Origin of the sequence: Ensifer sp. (assembly GCF_035999185.1) — a bacterium.
Classification (GTDB): domain Bacteria; phylum Pseudomonadota; class Alphaproteobacteria; order Rhizobiales; family Rhizobiaceae; genus Ensifer.
Window position 1 is genome coordinate 1 of record NZ_DASYHB010000090.1, and the last position, 16,986, is coordinate 16,986.

Here is a 16,986-nt window from a genome sequence, read left to right on the forward strand (position 1 = left end):
CCAGCGCTTTTTCTTCATTGAGGGGACTTCCCGCATGCGTGCAAACTACCTGTTCACGAGTGAATCCGTAGCCGAAGGTCATCCGGACAAGGTGTGTGACCGTATCTCCGACGAGATCGTCGACCTGGTCTACCGCGAAGCTGCCAAGACCGGCGTCGATCCCTGGGGCGTTCGTATCGCCTGCGAGACGCTGGCGACCACCAACCGCGTCGTGATTGCCGGCGAAGTTCGCCTGCCGCCGAGCCTTCTGAAGAAGGACAAGGACGGCAACGACGTCATCAATCCCTCGAAGTTCAAGTCTGCAGCGCGCAAGGCGATCCGCGAGATCGGCTACGAGCAGGACGGTTTCCACTGGAAGACGGCGAAGATCGACGTTCTCCTGCACTTCCAGTCCGCCCACATTGCCCAGGGCGTCGACAGCGCTGCCGACAAGCAGGGTGAAGAGGGTGCCGGCGACCAGGGTATCATGTTCGGTTACGCCTGCCGCGAAACCTCCGAGCTGATGCCTGCGCCGATCTACTACTCGCACCGCATCCTCAACCTGCTCGCCGCCGCCCGCAAGAAGGGCGAGGGCGAAGTCGCCAAGCTCGGCCCGGATGCCAAGAGCCAGGTTACCGTCCGCTACGTCGACGGCAAGCCGGCCGAAGTCACCTCGATCGTGCTGTCGACCCAGCACCTCGACGATAGCTGGGATTCGGCCAAGGTTCGCGCCGTTGTTGAGCCCTACATCCGCGAAGCACTCGACGATCTGAAGATCGCCGACGATTGCACCTGGTACATCAACCCGACCGGCAAGTTCGTCATCGGCGGTCCTGATGGTGACGCCGGCCTCACCGGCCGCAAGATCATCGTCGACACCTATGGTGGTGCAGCACCTCATGGCGGCGGCGCCTTCTCGGGCAAGGACACGACCAAGGTCGACCGTTCGGCTGCCTATGCTGCGCGCTACCTGGCCAAGAACGTCGTTGCCGCCGGCCTTGCCGACCGTTGCACGATCCAGCTGTCCTACGCCATCGGCGTTGCCCAGCCACTGTCGATCTATGTCGACCTGCATGGCACCGGCAAGGTTTCGGAAGACCAGGTCGAGAACGCCATCCGCAAGACGATGGATCTGTCGCCGACCGGTATCCGCCGTCACCTCGATCTCAACAAGCCGATCTACGCCAAGACCTCCGCCTACGGCCACTTCGGTCGCAAGGCTGGTCGTGACGGCTCCTTCTCCTGGGAGAAGCTTGATCTGGTGAAGCCGCTGAAGGCGGCGATCGACGAAGACGCCGGTGCGATCAACGGCCGGGCGGCCGCGTAAGCGCGCCAAGTCGTGCATTGAAGACAAAGCAGCGGCCTGCTATCAGGCGCTGCAACATTCAGGGCGGGCGCTCCGGCAAGGAGCGTCCGCTTCGTTCATTTTGACTTCGGATCGTCGGGATGCGGGGTCAGTGTGATCAAGGGACGAACGACATGACCGAACCGCGCCGCGCCAGAGCAACAGAGGCCTTCTTCGGCCGCCGCAAGGGCAAGCCGCTCCGCGAGCGGCAGGCGGCGCATCTGGAAAGCGTCCTGCCGACACTGAAGCTCGATCTTTCGTCAGCGGCCCCGGCCGACCTCAAGTCGATGTACCCAGAGGGCGTCGAGCGCATGCGCCTCGAAATCGGCTTTGGTGGCGGCGAGCACCTGATCCACCGCGCGGCGGAGACGCCCTCGACGGGCTTCATCGGCGTTGAGCCCTTCGTCAATTCCATGGCCAAGCTCGTCGGCCATATCGAAGATCGCGGCGTCAGCAACATCCGTCTTTACGATGACGATGCGACCCAGGTCCTCGACTGGCTGCCAGCCGCTTCGATCGACCAGATCGACCTGCTCTATCCGGATCCGTGGCCCAAGCGCAAACACTGGAAACGCCGCTTCGTGTCGAAGGTCAACCTCGACCGGTTCGCGCGCGTGCTGAAGCCGGGCGGGCTGTTTTGCTTTGCCTCGGATATCGACACCTATGTCAATTGGACGCTGTTGCATTGCCGCGATCACGCCGCCTTCGAATGGACGGCGAAAAATGCGGCTGATTGGCTGACGCCCTATGAGGGATGGCCGAGCACGCGCTACGAGGCCAAGGCACGCAGGGAAGGGCGCAAGTCCGCCTATCTCACCTTCCGGCGCGTCTAAAGCAATTCCAGGAAAAGTGCGAAGCGGTTTTCCGCTCCGACTTGCGGACTAGAAGATCAATTCCGGGAAAAGTGCGAAGCGGTTTTCCGCTCCGACTCGCGTCGCTCACGCAAGCGACGGCTTTCAACGAAATATCAGGGTGACGCCGTCATGAACGGCAGCCCGATCAGTGCAGGGTGACAGTCTTCAAATCGTCCTCAGCCGCCTTGAAGAAGGTGCTGGACCGGTTGTCGGTCAAAAGGATCGGTGTGCCGTCGGCGCCAAACAGGGCCCAGAGATCGATACCCGGTCCCATCTCGGGCGCTTCCGGAAAGCAGCGTGAGACCTCGTCCGAGCGCATTTTCCGGATGTAGCCGATTTCGCCTTCGCCGAGATGCGCAAGGTCGTTCTTCGACAGTGACGAGCTGATGGCTTTCAGTCCCATGGTGACACTCCGTGGTCGCCGGTGAGGGGAAAATCCCGCCGGTTATCCTACTCTGGGACTGAAATGTTAATTTTCTTTACCATACGGACCGGCTCGGGCCGAATGAGGTCGACGGAGAGCAGGCCGTTGCGAAGCTCCGCCCCGAGAACCTTCATGCCGTCGGCAAGGACAAAGGTGCGCTGGAACTGGCGCGCCGCAATGCCGCGGTGCAGATAGTCGCGGTCACCGGTGTCGACCTGGCGGCCGCGGATGACGAGCTGGTTTTCTTCGGTCGTGACTTCGAGGTCTTCATCCGAAAAGCCCGCCACGGCGAGCGTTATCCTCAGCCGCTCCGGCGCATCGGCCGACTCGTCGCCGCGGATGCGCTCGATATTGTAGGGCGGGTATCCGTCATTGCCCTTGGCGATGCGCTCAAGGGTCTTTTCCATGGTGTCGAAACCCAAAAGCAGCGGGCTCGTAAAGGGCGTAATTCGGCTCATTCTTCAAGTCCTTGCGAGATCAAGCGACCGGTGTTCGGACCTGCCTGGCAGCATCCTCCTGGCAATATGGTAGCTGTGCGCAATGAGTGCAAGCCGCTTGCCTACGGCGTGCACGCAAATCATAGTCCGCAGCGCAGAATCCGAGAACGGTACAGGAGGACGTTTCGCCCGTACCGCTCCGCTGCATGGGTTTCGATCGCGCCTGGGTCTGGGTCAGGTCGACCCAATTCAACGCGTTCCAGGGAGGACGAGAGAGTGCCCGTGCCGAGAAAGATAATCATAGACACCGATCCCGGGCAGGACGATGCCGCCGCCATCATGCTGGCGTTCGGAAGCCCCGAAGAGATCGACCTCCTCGGCATCACGGCTGTCGCCGGCAACGTGCCGCTGGCGCTGACGGCGCGCAACGCCCGCATTCTCTGTGAGATCTGCGATCGGCCGAAGGTCAGGGTCTTTGCCGGTGCCGACAAGCCGATTGCGCGCCCGCTGGTGACCGCCGAGCACGTGCACGGCAAGACCGGACTGGACGGCCCGACGCTTTCTGAGCCGACGATGAAGCTCGAAGAGCAGCACGCAGTCGACTTCATTATCGAGACGCTGCGCAAGGAAGAAGAAGGGACCGTGACGCTCTGCACGCTCGGTCCGCTCACCAACGTCGCGCTGGCGCTTGAGAAGGCGCCCGACATCGCGCCCCGCGTCAAGGAATTGGTAATGATGGGAGGCGGCTTCTTCGAAGGCGGCAACATCACGCCGGCGGCCGAGTTCAACGTATACGTCGATCCCGAAGCTGCCGATATCGTCTTCCGTTCGGGTATCCCGATTGTGATGATGCCGCTCGATGTCACCCATCGCGTGCTTACCCACAAGGCGCGCGTCCAGAAAATCCGCGATATTGGCAGCCGCCCGGCGATCGCCATGGCCGAGATGCTGGAATTCTTCGAGCGCTTCGACATCGAGAAATACGGCACGGATGGCGGCCCGCTGCATGACCCGACCGTGATTGCATATCTGCTCCGCCCGGAGCTCTTCACCGGCCGGGATTGCAACGTCGAGATCGAAACGAAGTCGCCGTTGACGGCGGGCATGACTGTCGTCGACTGGTGGCAGGTGACGGGTCGCCCGCACAATGCCAAGGTCATGCGTTTCGTCGATGACCAGGGCTTCTTCGATCTTTTGACCGAGCGCCTGGCGCGCATCTGAATTCGCGCTCGATCAACTCGCTTGAAACAAAAACGGCGCCCGATGGGCGCCGTTTTCATGTCTGCTTGCGTTCGATCAGAACTCTTCCCAGTTGTCCTGGGCAAGCGCGTTGGCGCCCGAAGTCTGTGTAAGCACGCGCTGGGTCGAGGCTGAGTAGTTGCTGCGCGCCGGGCTTGCCTTCGGTGCCGGCCGTGCCTCACGGGCAGGGGTCGGAGCCGGAGCCGGACGTTCAGCTGCACGCATACGATCGGCCGTGCCGCGCAGCATCTCCGCGGAGGACGGCTGAGCGGTACCCGACGACTGGGCGACGCGGAAGCGCGAGACCAGCGTGCTGAGCGTACGGGCCTCTTCGTTGAGCGCCATGCCGGCAGCGGTCGTTTCCTCGACCATGGCGGCGTTCTGCTGGGTCACCTGGTCCATCTGGTTGACCGCCGAGTTGATCTCCTTGAGGCCGACGGCCTGCTCGGAGGCCGAGCTCGAGATCTGGCGAATGAGCCCGTTGATCTGCACCACCTGCTCGGCGATCTTTTCGAGAGCACCGCCAGCCTTGCCGACGAGGTCGACGCCTTCGCGCACCTGTCCGGCCGACGTGTTGATCAGCGTCTTGATCTCCTTGGCGGCATTGGCCGAGCGCTGGGCAAGTTCGCGCACTTCCTGGGCGACGACGGCAAAGCCCTTGCCGGCGTCACCGGCGCGAGCAGCCTCGACGCCTGCGTTGAGCGCCAGAAGGTTGGTCTGGAAGGCGATCTCGTCGATGACGCCGATGATGCGGCTGACCTCGTGCGAGGACTGCTCGATGCCCTTCATCGCCGCAATCGCCTTCTGCACGACTTCGCCGGACTGTCCGGCATCGCTGCTGGCCACGTCCACGGACTTGGCGGCGACCTTGGCGTTTTCGGCGCTGGCGTTGACTTGCGAGGTCAGCTCGTCGAGGGCGGCTGCCGTCTCTTCCAGGCTTGCGGCCTGCTGTTCGGTGCGGTGCGACAGGTCGTTGGCCGCGCTGCTGATTTCGCTCGTGCCGTTGCCGATGTTGACGACAGAATGGTTGACGGTGCGGATCGTCTCTTCGAGGCTCTCCATCGTCGCGTTGAAGTCGCGCTTGAGCTGGGCATATTCGCCCGGGAACTCGTCGCTGATGCGGAAGGCGAGATCGCCGGACGACAGATGCGACAGGCCCTTGCCGAGCCGGGCAACGATGTCGCGCTGAAGCGCGCTCGATTCCGCCCGTTCGGTTTCCGAGCGGCCACGCTCGCGTTCGGCCTGTTCGCGCTCATGGCGCGCTTCGCCTTCGAGACGCTTGGTGTCGGCCAGCTGATGGCGGAAACCTTCGAGCGCCTTGGCGACTTCGCCGGTTTCGTCGGAGCGGTCCTGACCGGCGATCGCCTTGGTGTAGTCGCCGTGGCTGAGGCTGTTGACGTCCTTGACGAGGGCAGCAAGAGGCTTCTGCACGAAGCCGCGGACGGCCAGGTAAAGACCGAGCAGCACGGCGCCGAGAACGACGAGGCCGCCGACGATCATCATGTAGGTCTGGTCCTTGACCGGTGCGTTGATCGCCGTGCGCGGCACGTCGACAAGCACGACCCAGCTGGTGTTCACGCCGGAAAGCGCGAAGGGATAGACGAGACGGTCGAAGGGTTCGTTGCCATCATAGGAAAGGTTGGAAATGATGCCCGGCTTGCCGGAAGCAAGCGCGTCCTTGACGATACCGTTGCCTTCGCCGTCATATTCCTTGAGCAGCAATTCCGGGATCGGCGCGACCAGCCACTTACCGCTCTGCGACAGCAGGTAGACGCGGCCGGTTTCGAACGGCTTCAGCTTCGCCAGGCCCTCGGCCAGCGATGCAAGCGAGATGTCGACGCCGGAGACGCCGATGAGCTTGCCACCCGACATGACGGGATAGGCGATCGAGCTCATTGCGGTCGGAACGTCGGTGCCCTCAGCCGTATAGGGCTGGGTGATCGCACCCTTGCCGCTCTTTGCCGCCAGCGCATACCATTCGGCCGGATAATCGGCCTTGAAGGTCGAGTACTGGATTTCGTTGTTGCGGGTCTTCGACCAGTAGGGCGTGAAGATGCCCAGATCGTTGCCACCCAGTTCCTTGTTGTTGACGACATCTTCCTGGCGGCCGTCGAAGGCTTTGGGCTCTTCGGCGAACCAGCTGCCGAAGGCAAACGGGTTCTGCTCGAGGTTCGCCCTCAGCACGTTGATCACCCCCGTGCGCTCCATCGACTTTTCGGCATGCGCCCGGCCAATGACGCCGGCCATCGAGCGGGCGGCGCTTGCCAGCTCGCCGACGTCGCCGGCGATGTCGGAGGCGATCGCGCGGGCTTCGCCGTTCGCCTGTTCGAGGACCAGCGTCTCGACGCGATCCTGTGTCTGGGAAATGAGAACGAAATTCGAAGCGAGCAGGACGAGTGCAATTGTGCCGCCTGTCACCGCGATCAGTTTGGTCGCCAGCGATTTGGCCTGGAACTTGAACATGAAATCCTCACGTGCTGGGAGGACCGCGGGCTATCGCCTGCGGTGGACGCATTTCGCAATGGGGGTGGACTCCATCATGGAGCGTCAGATGCCGACCGGCATGTCGGAGACGACCGGATCATGTCGACCGGCTTTCTCAAGGTCCTGAATAGACCGGAGAATCTTAAGATAGGGCCAACGCGAACGCTAATTCACGCGTCGCTTTGATAAAATTGCGCGCAAAGTTTTGCCTCCGCGACATCGCCTGTCCGAATTGCGCAAGCGCCTCTTCAAGGAGGGGATAGCCGTCTGAATGGCGGAACGAAAAAAGGACGCGAGCCGTTTTCGCCCACGTCCCGTGCTGTCCTTAAACTGCAATCACGCCTGGGATCTAGAGGCGCGCCGCCACTTCCGACGAAAGCGGGATCGACGGTTGCGCGCCGCTCTTCAGGCAGGCGAGCGAGCCGGCAACGGCTGCGCGGCGAAGCGCATCGGGGAAGTCAATGCCCGCATCGAGGCTGGCGGCGAGGTAGCCGCAAAAGGTATCGCCGGCGCCGACCGTATCGACCGGCTCGATCTTTAGGCCCTTCGCCCGCTGGATCTGCCCTTCGTGGACAGCAACAACGCCTTCAGCACCGACGGTCACGATGACGGTCTGGCCGGTCTCGGCGTGCAGCGCCTTCATCGCCTCTTCCCGCTCGGTACCGCTGATACCGGACTTGCCGGCAAGCAGTTCGAATTCGGTCTCGTTGGCAATGACGATATCGGCCATGCGGCCGAGACGAGCGGCCTCGGGCGTCAAAGGTGCGATGTTGATGACCGAGCGCACGCCCTTCTGCTTGGCGGCATTGAGGGCCTTCTCCACCGAAGCCGCGGGGATCTCGAGCTGCAGCATCAGCGTGTCGCCCGGCTTCATGCCATCGACCGCAGTAACGGCATCGGCTTCGCTGACTGTCGCGTTGGCGCTGGCGACGACGACGATGACATTTTCACCGTCACCGCCGACGAGGATGTGCGCCGTGCCGGTCGGCGCGTCGACGGCCTTGGTCAGCGACAGGTCGGCGTCGGCACCTTTCAGCAGTTCGAGCGCACCGTCGGCGAAACTGTCCTTGCCAACCGCGCCTGCCATCTTGACCGTTGCTCCGGCGCGGCGCGCGGCAAGCGCCTGGTTTGCTCCCTTGCCGCCGGCCGCGGTGGCAAAGCCTGTTCCGGCAACCGTCTCGCCGGGCTTCGGAAGGCGTGCGGTGGTGGCGATCAGGTCCATGTTGATGGACCCAAAAACTGTGATCATGTGAAAAATGTCCCGTCGGATTTCAAAAGTGGGCCGGAGAGTGCCCGAGAGCCTCAGTCCTCGTCAACCACCCGCAGGCGCAATTGACCGGTACGGCTGTCGACGGCGGGGCGTGGGTCGCTTGTCTCTCGCGTGGCGCCCTCAGCCTGGAGCTCAAGCGCTTCGATCTTGGCGCCGCGACGGGTCAGTTTGCTGGAGGACACCAGAATGTCCTCGACGTCCTTCTGGCTCATGGCAAAATGGCCCTGGAGCTTGCGCACGCGCTCGTCGAGACGGCCCAGATCCTCCATCAGCCTTGCGACTTCGCCCTGGATCAGGTGGGCCTGCTCGCGCATGCGCGCATCCTTGAGGATTGCCTGGATCACCTGGATCGACAGCAGGAGCAGCGACGGCGAGACGATAACAATCCGCTGGCGGTGCGCCTTCTGCACGATCGCTTCGAAATGCTCGTGGATATCGGCGAAGATCGATTCAGACGGCACGAAGAGGAAGGCCGTGTCCTGCGTCTCGCCTGATATCAGATACTTGCTGGCGATATCGCGGACATGGGTTTCCATGTCGCGGCGGAAGAGTTGCGCGATCTGCTGGCGGCGCTCCGGGCTTGGCGCGTCGCGCATCGCATTCCAGGCCTCGAGCGGGAACTTGGCGTCGATGACGAGCGGCGGTTGGCCGTTCGGCATGCGAATGGTGCAATCGGGACGCGCCCCGTTCGACAGCGTCGCCTGGAATTCGAATGCGCCGATCGGCAGTCCGTCGGCGATGATCGCTTCCATGCGCGACTGGCCGAAAGCGCCGCGCGTCTGCTTGTTCGACAGAATGGCCTGAAGCCCGGCCATGTCCTTGGCGAGCGATTGGATGTTGTTCTGGGCGGTGTCGATAACGGCCAGGCGCTCCTGCAGCCGCCTGAGGTTTTCGTGCGTCGCCTTGGTCTGTTCGCTGATCGACGTGCCGATGCGGTGGGTCATGCCGTCGATGCGCTGGCTGAGCGTCTGGTTGAGTTCGGCCTGGCGGGCGCCGAATACGTCTGCCATGGCAGCGATCCGGCCTTGCATCTCCGTCTGGGCGGCGAGCAACGTCGCCATCTGCTCCTGCCTCTCCTCGTCGCGGTTATCGCGCCGACGCGTCAGCACGACCAGCAGCCACACGGCCACCATCAAGCCGGCGGCTATCGCGAGATGGCCTAGAGTGACCGGCAGGGTGCCGACGAAAAACAGCGGTTGGGAGAGGTCGAGCGGCGCAGGTTCCATGTTGCAAGCCTAACAGATTCGTCGTTAAACGGTAGATCAAAACAAGAACATTCACCGTGTTCGGTTAACGCGACGCGCGCCAGCGTCGAGGACTGCGGGTGGCAAGGCAATTTTCTTGCACGCCGACGGAAAGATCGGCTATGGGAGCGATATGACGATCAAGCCGCTTATCATCCTTCCCGATCCTGTGCTTCGCCAGGTTTCCACGCCGATCGAGACCATCGACGCGGACGTTCGCCGTCTGGCCGACGACATGCTCGAAACCATGTACGACGCGCCCGGCATCGGCCTTGCCGCCATCCAGATCGGCGTCGCCCGCCGCATGCTGGTGCTCGACGTGTCGAAGGAAGGCGACGAGAAGTCACCGCTCGTCTTCATCAACCCGGAAATCGTCGCGTCGTCCGATGCGCTTTCGGTCTACGAAGAAGGCTGCCTGTCGATCCCGGATTACTACGCCGAGGTCGAGCGTCCGGCCGCCATCACGGTCAAGCATCTCGACCGCGACGGCAAGGAACAGGTGATCGAAGCCGACGGCCTGCTGGCCACCTGCCTGCAGCACGAGATCGACCACCTGAACGGCGTGCTGTTCATCGACCATATCTCCAAGCTCAAGCGCGACATGGTGATCCGCAAGTTCACCAAGGCGTCCAAGACCCGCGGCGCCAAGGCGATCTAAAGCCGCTGGGCGCGGACGCAGCCGAGACAATTCGCGCGAAGGGCTTGATTTGAAGCCGGGAAACCCGTTTGAAGGGGCCTGATTTCAAAAGGACGGAGTTCGCCGCCTTGTCGCTTCGCATCATCTTCATGGGCACGCCGGAATTCTCGGTGCCGACGCTCGCAGCGCTCGCCGAGGCCGGCCACCAGATCGTTGCTGTCTATACGCAGCCGCCGAGGCCGGGCGGCCGCCGCGGGCTCGACCTGCAGAAGTCGCCGGTCCATCAGGCGGCCGAGCTGCTCGGTGTTCCCGTGCTGACGCCGGTCAATTTCAAGGACGAGACGGATCGCCAGACCTTCCGCGACTTCGACGCCGATGTCGCCGTTGTCGTTGCCTATGGCCTGCTTCTGCCCGAAGCGATCCTCACCGGCACCAAGCTCGGCTGCTACAACGGCCACGCCTCTCTTCTGCCGCGCTGGCGCGGTGCAGCGCCGATCCAGCGCGCCATCATGGCCGGCGACCGTGAGACCGGCATGATGGTGATGAAGATGGACAAGGGGCTGGACACCGGCCCGGTTGCTCTCACCAAGACTGTTGAGATCGGCGAGACCATGACGGCAGGTGAACTGCACGACCGGTTGATGCAGGTGGGCGGTGCGCTGATGCGGGAGGCGATGGCCAAGCTTGAAGCCGGCGACCTGCCGCTGACACCGCAGCCGGAAGAGGGTGTCGTCTATGCCGCAAAGATCAGCAAGACGGAAACCCGCATCGATTTCGCCCTGAGCGCAAAAGAGGCGCACGACCATATCCGCGGCCTGTCGCCGTTCCCGGGCGCCTGGTTCGAGCTTGAAATCGCCGGCAAGCCCGAACGCGTCAAGTTGCTGAACTCGGAGCTGGCATCCGGCACTGGTGCGCCCGGCGCGGTGCTTGACGATAGGCTGACGATTGCCTGCGGCGAGGGCGCCTTGCGCCTCACGCGCCTGCAACGCGCTGGCGGCAAGGCGCTCGGTGCCGCCGACTTCCTGCATGGGAACCCCGTTGCTGTCGGCACGAGGGTCGGCTGATGCCGCGGTTCAAGATGACCGTCGAATATGACGGCTCTGATTATGTCGGCTGGCAAAGGCAGGACAACGGCCAGTCGGTGCAGGGCGCGATTGAGAAGGCCATCCTGTCACTGACAGGTGAGACCGTCTCGATCCGCGGCGCCGGGCGAACGGATTCGGGCGTGCACGCAAGCGGCCAGGTGATGCATGCCGATCTCACGCGGGCGTGGAAACCCTATACGCTGCGCAATGCGCTGAACGCCCATCTGGCGATGGGCGGCGAGCGGGTATCGATCCTCGAAGCGGAGGAAGTTGCGCCGGAGTTCGACGCGCGCTTCTCCGCGCTGCGCCGTCACTATCTCTACCGGATCATTTCGCGGCCGGCGCCGCTGGCGCTCGAAGCCCGGCGCGCCTGGTGGGTGCCCAAGCCTCTCGACCACGCGGCGATGCACGAAGGCGCCCAGCGGCTCGTCGGCCATCACGACTTCACCACGTTCCGCTCCGCCCATTGCCAGGCGGCGAGCCCGGTGCGGACGCTCGACCGGCTGGATGTCGCGCTGGTTGCCGGTGTCATCGAGATCCGCGCGACGGCGCAGAGCTTCCTGCACAACCAGATCCGCTCTTTCGCCGGCTCGCTGAAGCTGGTGGGCGAAGGGAAGTGGACCCCGGACGATCTGCAGGCCGCACTCGAAGCGCGCGACCGCAAGGCCTGCGGCCCCGTGGCCCCACCGGACGGTCTCTATTTCCTGCAAGTGGATTATTGATCCCGAGGTCAGGTCGGGATCAGGCCGAAGAACCTCTGCAACAGATCGCCGATCATCATCGACGGCAGCAGGAAAAGTGCGGTCAGCGCCGAGGCGAGCAGCGTCTGGTCGCCGGTAATCATCCGCAGCAGCCGGAAGAGCGCGGCGACACTGACGACCAGCAATGTCAGCCAGATCATGCTGGTCAGGCCCTGGCTTCCGGGAATGAGCATCCGTATCGCTGCGGGCACCGCCATCGCATAGGAGAGCGGCACCGACAGCCAATTGGTGGTGACGACGATCGGCACCACGGCGCCGGCAAAGCCGAGCGGTCGGGACAGGACGGTGATCAGCACCAGCGGCAAGAGCCAGCTGACGAGATCGACGACCAGCAGCTTGAAGACGAAGCCTATGCCGATCGTGGTGCCATCAGGCATTGCCGAGAGGTAGTAAAGCCGCCAGGACGCCCAGGTGACGGCAATCGCCGGCAGGCACCAGAGCATCGAGGTGAACGAGCGCCAGAGGCCGCTCTCGCTGAAATCGAGCCAGCGGAAACCCTCGTCCTTGCCCTGCGCCAGAAGCCAGATGCCCTTGATATAGGCGAGCACCTCATCAAGCAGCGGCATGACCGAACCAGCTGGAAATGAAGGTTTCATAGATGGTCGTCAGCGTCTCGAGGTCGGCGACGGCGACGCGTTCGTCGACCATGTGCATGGTCTGGCCGACCAGGCCGAATTCGACCACCGGGCAATAGTCCTTGATGAAGCGTGCGTCAGAAGTGCCGCCGGTCGTCGACAGCTTCGGCTGGCGTCCGGTGACGGCCTCGACTGCACCTGAGAGCGATGAGATCAGCGCGTTGTTGCGCGTGAGAAACACGTGGCTCGGGCGCTCGGCCCAGGTGATCTCGTAGCGAACCGGCGCACGGTCGGGGCGCAAGCTGCCGCTTGCTGCGGCACGGTCGAGACGGGCGATGATCTCGGCCATCAGGCTCTCGGCCGTCCAGGTGTCGTTGAAACGGATGTTGAAGGCCGCTGTGGCCTTCGCCGGAATGACGTTGACCGCGCTGTTGCCGACGTCGATCGTCGTGACTTCGAGATTGGAGGGCTGGAAGCTCTCGGTGCCGTTGTCGAAAGGCGGGTCCATCAGCGCCTGTGTCAGTTGCAGGATGCCGCGCACCGGGCTGTCGGCAAGGTGCGGATAGGCCGCGTGCCCCTGAACGCCGTGGACGGTGATGCGGCCGGAAAGCGAACCGCGCCGGCCGATCTTGATCATGTCGCCGAGCTGGTCGGGATTGGTCGGCTCGCCGACGAGGCAGGCATCCCAGCGCTCGCCCTTGTCGGCCGCCCATTGCAGAAGCTTGGTGGTGCCGTTGATCGCCGGACCTTCCTCATCGCCGGTGATCAGGAAGGAGACCGAGCCCTTCGGAGGGCCATGCTTTTCGATGTGGCGGGCAACCGCCGCGACGAAGCAGGCGATGCCGCCCTTCATGTCGACAGCGCCGCGGCCATACATTTCGCCATTGGCGATGTCGGCCGAAAACGGCGCGTGGCTCCAGGCGGCCTCGTCGCCAACGGGGACAACGTCGGTATGGCCGGCGAACATCAGGTGCGGGCCTTCGGTTCCGAGCCGCGCATAGAGGTTTTCGATGTCGGGCGTACCGGCCTCTTTCGCCGTCACGCGGTCGACCGCGAAACCGAGCGGTTTCAGCATGGCTTCGAGCGCGGACAGCGCCCCGCCTTCGGCCGGGGTGACCGAGGGGCAACGAATGAGGGTGGCGAGATTGGCGATCGGATCGGTGGAGGTCATCTAACGCTATGCCGTCTGCATGGCCGCATGGGGCCTTGGGAATGGAGGCTGCTGGTTTATCCGATAGTCAGCGACCTGTCACGTGAGATGGGAACTGTCGCGCGGGTTGCAAAACGGCGCCGCGCCTGGGCGGAGGCGCAGCGCCGCAGCTTCAACGGGCCGGAGTGATCCGGCCCGCCTGAAGATCGCAATGGGAGGAGAGGGGCTTTATTCTCCAGGCGCCAGATGCGGCGCCTCGATGTGGGCGCCTGCGTGCTTCAGTGGCCGCTCGCCGGCGAGCTTGCGGATCAGCACGTAGAAGACCGGCGTCATGAAGATGCCGAAGGCGGTAACGCCGATCATGCCGGCAAAGACCGCAACACCCATGGCCGAGCGCATTTCCGCACCGGCGCCGGTCGACATGACAAGCGGCACGACACCCATGATGAAGGCCATCGAGGTCATCAGGATCGGGCGCAGACGCAGCCGGCTTGCCTCGATCGCCGCCTTCACCGGCGTGCTGCCTGACAGTTCCAGTTCGCGGGCGAACTCGACGATCAGGATGGCGTTCTTCGCCGATAGCCCGACCAAGACGATCAGACCGATCTGGGTGAAGACGTTGTTGTCGCCTCCCGTCAGCCAGACACCCACCAATGCCGCCATGATGCCCATCGGCACGATCAGAATGATGGCGATCGGTAGCGTCAGGCTTTCATACTGGGCCGCCAGCACGAGGTAGACGAGCAGCAGCGCCAGCGGGAACACCAGCAGGCCCGAATTGCCGGCAAGGATCTGCTGGTAGGTCAGGTCCGTCCACTCGTAGCCGATGCCCGGCGGCAGGGTTTCGGCGGCGATGCGCTCGATGGCTGCCTGTGCCTGGCCGGACGAGAAGCCCGGTGCCGGGCCGCCGTTGATGTCGGCCGACAGGAAGCCGTTGTAGCGGATCGCCCGTTCGGCACCCACCGTCTGCTCGACCTTCAGCAGCGCCGACAGCGGGATCATCTCGCCGGACTGCGAACGCACCTTCAGCTTGCCGATGTCGTCGGCATGGCTGCGGTAATTGGCGTCCGCCTGCATGCGCACGCTGTAGGTTCGGCCGAAGGCATTGAAGTCGTTGACGTAGAGCGAGCCCAGATAGATCTGCAGGGTCTCGAAGACGTCGGTGACGGCCACGCCGAGCTGTCGTGCCTTGACACGATCAAGGTCGGCATAGAGCTGCGGCACGTTGATCTGGTAGCTCGAATAGAGCCCGGCCAGTTCGGGTGCCTGGTAGGCCTTGGCGAGGAAGGCCTTGGCTGCCTCGTCGAGCGCCTGGTAGCCGAGGCCGTTCTTGTCTTCCAGCTGCAGTTTGAAACCGCCGGTCGTGCCGAGACCCTGGACGGGCGGCGGCGGGAACATGGCGATGAAAGCATCCTGGATGACACCGAATTCCTGGTTGAGCTGCATGGCGATCGCGCCGCCGGACAGCTCGGGTGTCTTGCGTTCCTCGAAGGGCTTCAAGGCGACGAAGACGATGCCGGAGTTCGACGAGTTGGTGAAGCCGTTGATCGACAGGCCCGGGAAGGCGATGGCGTTTTCGACGCCCGGGTGCTTGAGCGCGATCTCGCTCATGCGCTTGATCACGTCTTCCGAGCGGTCAAGCGTGGCGGCATCTGGAAGCTGGGCAAAGCCGATCAGGTACTGCTTGTCCTGCGCCGGCACGAAGCCGCCGGGGACTGCGCGAAACAGCGTGAACGTAACGCCGAGAAGCACGACATAGACGACCATGATCAGCGACTTGCGCGTCAGGATGCGGCCGACGCCGCGGCCATAGGCTTCCGAGCTCGCTCCGAAGAAGCGGTTGAAGGCGCGGAAGAACCAGCCGAACAGCCTGTCCATCACCCGCGTCAGCCAGTCCTTTGGCGCGTGGTGGTCCTTGAGCAGAAGGGCGGCCAGCGCCGGCGACAGCGTCAGCGAGTTGAGGGCGGAGATCACCGTCGAGATTGCGATCGTCAGCGCGAACTGGCGATAGAACTGGCCGGTGAGCCCGGTGATGAAGGCAAGGGGCACGAACACCGCGACGAGCACCAGCGCGATCGCAATAATCGGGCCCGAGACTTCCTGCATGGCGCGATAGGTCGCCTGGACGGGCGACAGACCTTGCTCGATGTTGCGCTCGACGTTTTCGACGACGACGATCGCGTCGTCGACGACGATGCCGATCGCCAGCACCAGGCCGAAGAGGCTGAGCGCGTTGATCGAGAAGCCGAAGACATACATGACGGCGAAGGTGCCGACGATCGAGACCGGAACGGCGACGAGCGGGATGATCGAGGCGCGCCAGGTCTGCAGGAAGATGATGACGACGAGCACGACAAGCGCAATCGCTTCAAGCAGCGTGTCGACCACAGATTCGATCGAGGCGCGCACGAACTGGGTCGTGTCGTAGACGATGCTGTATTCGACGCCCTCGGGCATGGTGAGTTTCATCTCGGCCATGGCCTTGCGCACGTCGTCGGAAATCTGGATCGCGTTCGAGCCAGGAGCCTGGAAGACAGCCATGCCGACGGCGGGCTTGTTGTCGAGCAACGAACGCAGCGAATAGTCGGACGCGCCCATCTCGACGCGGGCGACGTCACCGAGCCGGGTTACTTCCCCTTCAGCACCGGATTTGACGACGATGTTCTCGAAGTCCTCAGGCGTCTGCAGGCGCCCTTGCGCGTTGACGGAGAGCTGCAGGTCGAGACCCGGAACGGACGGCGAGGCGCCGATGACGCCGGCTGCCGCCTGGACGTTCTGGCCGCGCACCGCATTGGCGATGTCGCCGGCGGCAAGGCCACGCTCGGCCGCCTTCTGCGGGTCGATCCAGATGCGCATCGAATAGTCGCCGCCGCCGAAGATCTGCACCTGGCCGACACCTTCGATGCGGGCCAGCCGATCCTTGACGTTCAGCACACCGTAGTTGCGCAGATAGTTGATGTCGTACTGGCCGTTGGGCGAAAGCAGGTGCACGACCATGGTCAGGTCGGGCGAGCTTTTGACCGTGGTGACGCCGAGGCGGCGCACCTCTTCGGGCAGCCGCGGCTCGGCCTGCGAGACGCGGTTCTGCACGAGCTGCTGGGCCTGGTCCGGGTCGGTCCCGAGCGCAAAGGTGACGGTCAGCGTCATCAGGCCGTCGGCCGTCGCCTGGCTCTGCATGTAGAGCATGTCTTCGACGCCGTTGATCTGTTCCTCAAGCGGCGTCGCCACCGTCTCGGCGATAACGGCCGGGTTGGCGCCCGGATACTGTGCGCGCACGACGATCTGCGGCGGGACGACTTCGGGATATTCGGAGATCGGCAGACCGGTCATGCCGATCAGGCCGGCCACGAAGATCAGGACCGACAATACGCCCGCGAAGACCGGGCGGTCGACGAAGAAGCGTGAGAAGTTCATGGTATCCCCCTTGGGATGAGTTCGGGCAGAGCTCGCCCGTGCGCGGCGAAAAGCGTCGCCGCGCGGCAAGGTGTCTGCTGAGTGATGC

The 16,986-nt window shown here is 63.6% G+C and carries 14 protein-coding genes; 6 read left to right on the forward strand and 8 right to left on the reverse strand.

The window, feature by feature from the left end; translation table 11 throughout:
- The first annotated feature begins 34 nt into the window (after window positions 1-34).
- Entirely contained in the window at window positions 35-1,306 is a 1,272-nt protein-coding gene (gene metK, locus VGO04_RS08860) for a methionine adenosyltransferase (protein ID WP_327495614.1), read from the forward strand.
- A 152-nt stretch (window positions 1,307-1,458) separates the two neighbouring features.
- Window positions 1,459-2,157, forward strand: coding sequence for a tRNA (guanosine(46)-N7)-methyltransferase TrmB (gene trmB, locus VGO04_RS08865; protein ID WP_327495580.1), 699 nt, complete (start codon window positions 1,459-1,461; stop codon window positions 2,155-2,157).
- Between the two features lie 166 nt (window positions 2,158-2,323).
- Here the strand turns inward: trmB and VGO04_RS08870 are convergent, their stop codons facing one another.
- Window positions 2,324-2,581 (reverse strand): DUF1150 family protein, encoded by a 258-nt coding sequence (locus tag VGO04_RS08870; protein WP_173515366.1) that lies wholly within the window; start codon window positions 2,579-2,581, stop codon window positions 2,324-2,326.
- 47 nt (window positions 2,582-2,628) lie between these two features.
- Window positions 2,629-3,060, reverse strand: a complete 432-nt coding sequence (locus VGO04_RS08875; RefSeq protein WP_327495581.1) for an Hsp20 family protein — start codon at window positions 3,058-3,060, stop codon at window positions 2,629-2,631.
- A 255-nt stretch (window positions 3,061-3,315) separates the two neighbouring features.
- On the opposite strand from VGO04_RS08875, the gene VGO04_RS08880 reads away from it, so the two are divergent.
- Window positions 3,316-4,260 carry a nucleoside hydrolase gene (locus VGO04_RS08880; protein ID WP_327495582.1) on the forward strand — a complete coding sequence of 315 codons (945 nt, stop codon included), beginning with the start codon at window positions 3,316-3,318 and terminating at the stop codon, window positions 4,258-4,260.
- Between the two features lie 75 nt (window positions 4,261-4,335).
- Here the strand turns inward: VGO04_RS08880 and VGO04_RS08885 are convergent, their stop codons facing one another.
- The 3 genes from VGO04_RS08885 to VGO04_RS08895 all read right to left on the reverse strand — a co-directional run bounded on the left by VGO04_RS08885 (window position 4,336) and on the right by VGO04_RS08895 (window position 9,258).
- Window positions 4,336-6,741: a methyl-accepting chemotaxis protein gene (locus tag VGO04_RS08885; protein WP_327495583.1), complete on the reverse strand. Its 2,406-nt coding sequence runs from the start codon at window positions 6,739-6,741 to the stop codon at window positions 4,336-4,338.
- Window positions 6,742-7,111: 370 nt separating this feature from the next.
- A complete protein-coding gene (locus VGO04_RS08890) occupies window positions 7,112-8,011 on the reverse strand; it encodes a ribokinase (RefSeq protein ID WP_327495584.1) in 900 nt (299 codons plus the stop codon).
- Between the two features lie 53 nt (window positions 8,012-8,064).
- The gene (locus VGO04_RS08895) at window positions 8,065-9,258 is read right to left on the reverse strand and encodes a DNA recombination protein RmuC (RefSeq protein ID WP_327495585.1); all 1,194 of its coding nucleotides are present in this window, start codon (window positions 9,256-9,258) and stop codon (window positions 8,065-8,067) included.
- Window positions 9,259-9,409: 151 nt separating this feature from the next.
- On the opposite strand from VGO04_RS08895, the gene def reads away from it, so the two are divergent.
- The 3 genes from def (at window position 9,410) to truA (ending at window position 11,720) form a co-directional block, all read left to right on the forward strand.
- Window positions 9,410-9,934: a peptide deformylase gene (def, locus tag VGO04_RS08900; protein WP_327495586.1), complete on the forward strand. Its 525-nt coding sequence runs from the start codon at window positions 9,410-9,412 to the stop codon at window positions 9,932-9,934.
- Between the two features lie 107 nt (window positions 9,935-10,041).
- Window positions 10,042-10,977, forward strand: a complete 936-nt coding sequence (gene fmt / locus VGO04_RS08905) for a methionyl-tRNA formyltransferase (RefSeq protein ID WP_327495587.1) — start codon at window positions 10,042-10,044, stop codon at window positions 10,975-10,977.
- Window positions 10,977-11,720, forward strand: a complete 744-nt coding sequence (gene truA, locus VGO04_RS08910) for a tRNA pseudouridine(38-40) synthase TruA (RefSeq protein WP_327495588.1) — start codon at window positions 10,977-10,979, stop codon at window positions 11,718-11,720. Before fmt ends, truA begins: the two co-directional genes overlap by 1 nt.
- Before the next feature lie 8 nt (window positions 11,721-11,728).
- On the opposite strand, the gene VGO04_RS08915 is transcribed toward truA, so the two are convergent.
- From VGO04_RS08915 to VGO04_RS08925, 3 genes are all read right to left on the reverse strand, one after another.
- On the reverse strand, window positions 11,729-12,325 hold the full coding sequence (locus VGO04_RS08915) for a hypothetical protein (protein WP_327495589.1): 597 nt from the start codon (window positions 12,323-12,325) through the stop codon (window positions 11,729-11,731).
- Window positions 12,312-13,505 (reverse strand): succinyl-diaminopimelate desuccinylase, encoded by a 1,194-nt coding sequence (gene dapE, locus VGO04_RS08920; RefSeq protein WP_327495590.1) that lies wholly within the window; start codon window positions 13,503-13,505, stop codon window positions 12,312-12,314. The genes VGO04_RS08915 and dapE overlap by 14 nt, the downstream gene beginning before the upstream one ends.
- Before the next feature lie 207 nt (window positions 13,506-13,712).
- The gene (locus VGO04_RS08925) at window positions 13,713-16,898 is read right to left on the reverse strand and encodes an efflux RND transporter permease subunit (RefSeq protein ID WP_327495591.1); all 3,186 of its coding nucleotides are present in this window, start codon (window positions 16,896-16,898) and stop codon (window positions 13,713-13,715) included.
- Window positions 16,899-16,986: the final 88 nt, after the last annotated feature.

Excerpts from the sequence above, each read along its gene's own strand:
- VGO04_RS08915 (WP_327495589.1), bottom strand. The coding sequence starts at position 12,325 with ATGCCGCTGCTTGATGAGGTGCTCGCCTATATCAAGGGCATCTGGCTT.
- def (WP_327495586.1), top strand. The coding sequence starts at position 9,410 with ATGACGATCAAGCCGCTTATCATCCTTCCCGATCCTGTGCTTCGCCAG.
- VGO04_RS08875 (WP_327495581.1), bottom strand. The coding sequence starts at position 3,060 with ATGAGCCGAATTACGCCCTTTACGAGCCCGCTGCTTTTGGGTTTCGAC.
- VGO04_RS08925 (WP_327495591.1), bottom strand. The coding sequence starts at position 16,898 with ATGAACTTCTCACGCTTCTTCGTCGACCGCCCGGTCTTCGCGGGCGTA.
- metK (WP_327495614.1), top strand. The coding sequence starts at position 35 with ATGCGTGCAAACTACCTGTTCACGAGTGAATCCGTAGCCGAAGGTCAT.
- VGO04_RS08890 (WP_327495584.1), bottom strand. The coding sequence starts at position 8,011 with ATGATCACAGTTTTTGGGTCCATCAACATGGACCTGATCGCCACCACC.
- VGO04_RS08870 (WP_173515366.1), bottom strand. The coding sequence starts at position 2,581 with ATGGGACTGAAAGCCATCAGCTCGTCACTGTCGAAGAACGACCTTGCG.
- trmB (WP_327495580.1), top strand. The coding sequence starts at position 1,459 with ATGACCGAACCGCGCCGCGCCAGAGCAACAGAGGCCTTCTTCGGCCGC.
- truA (WP_327495588.1), top strand. The coding sequence starts at position 10,977 with ATGCCGCGGTTCAAGATGACCGTCGAATATGACGGCTCTGATTATGTC.
- VGO04_RS08885 (WP_327495583.1), bottom strand. The coding sequence starts at position 6,741 with ATGTTCAAGTTCCAGGCCAAATCGCTGGCGACCAAACTGATCGCGGTG.
- dapE (WP_327495590.1), bottom strand. The coding sequence starts at position 13,505 with ATGACCTCCACCGATCCGATCGCCAATCTCGCCACCCTCATTCGTTGC.
- VGO04_RS08895 (WP_327495585.1), bottom strand. The coding sequence starts at position 9,258 with ATGGAACCTGCGCCGCTCGACCTCTCCCAACCGCTGTTTTTCGTCGGC.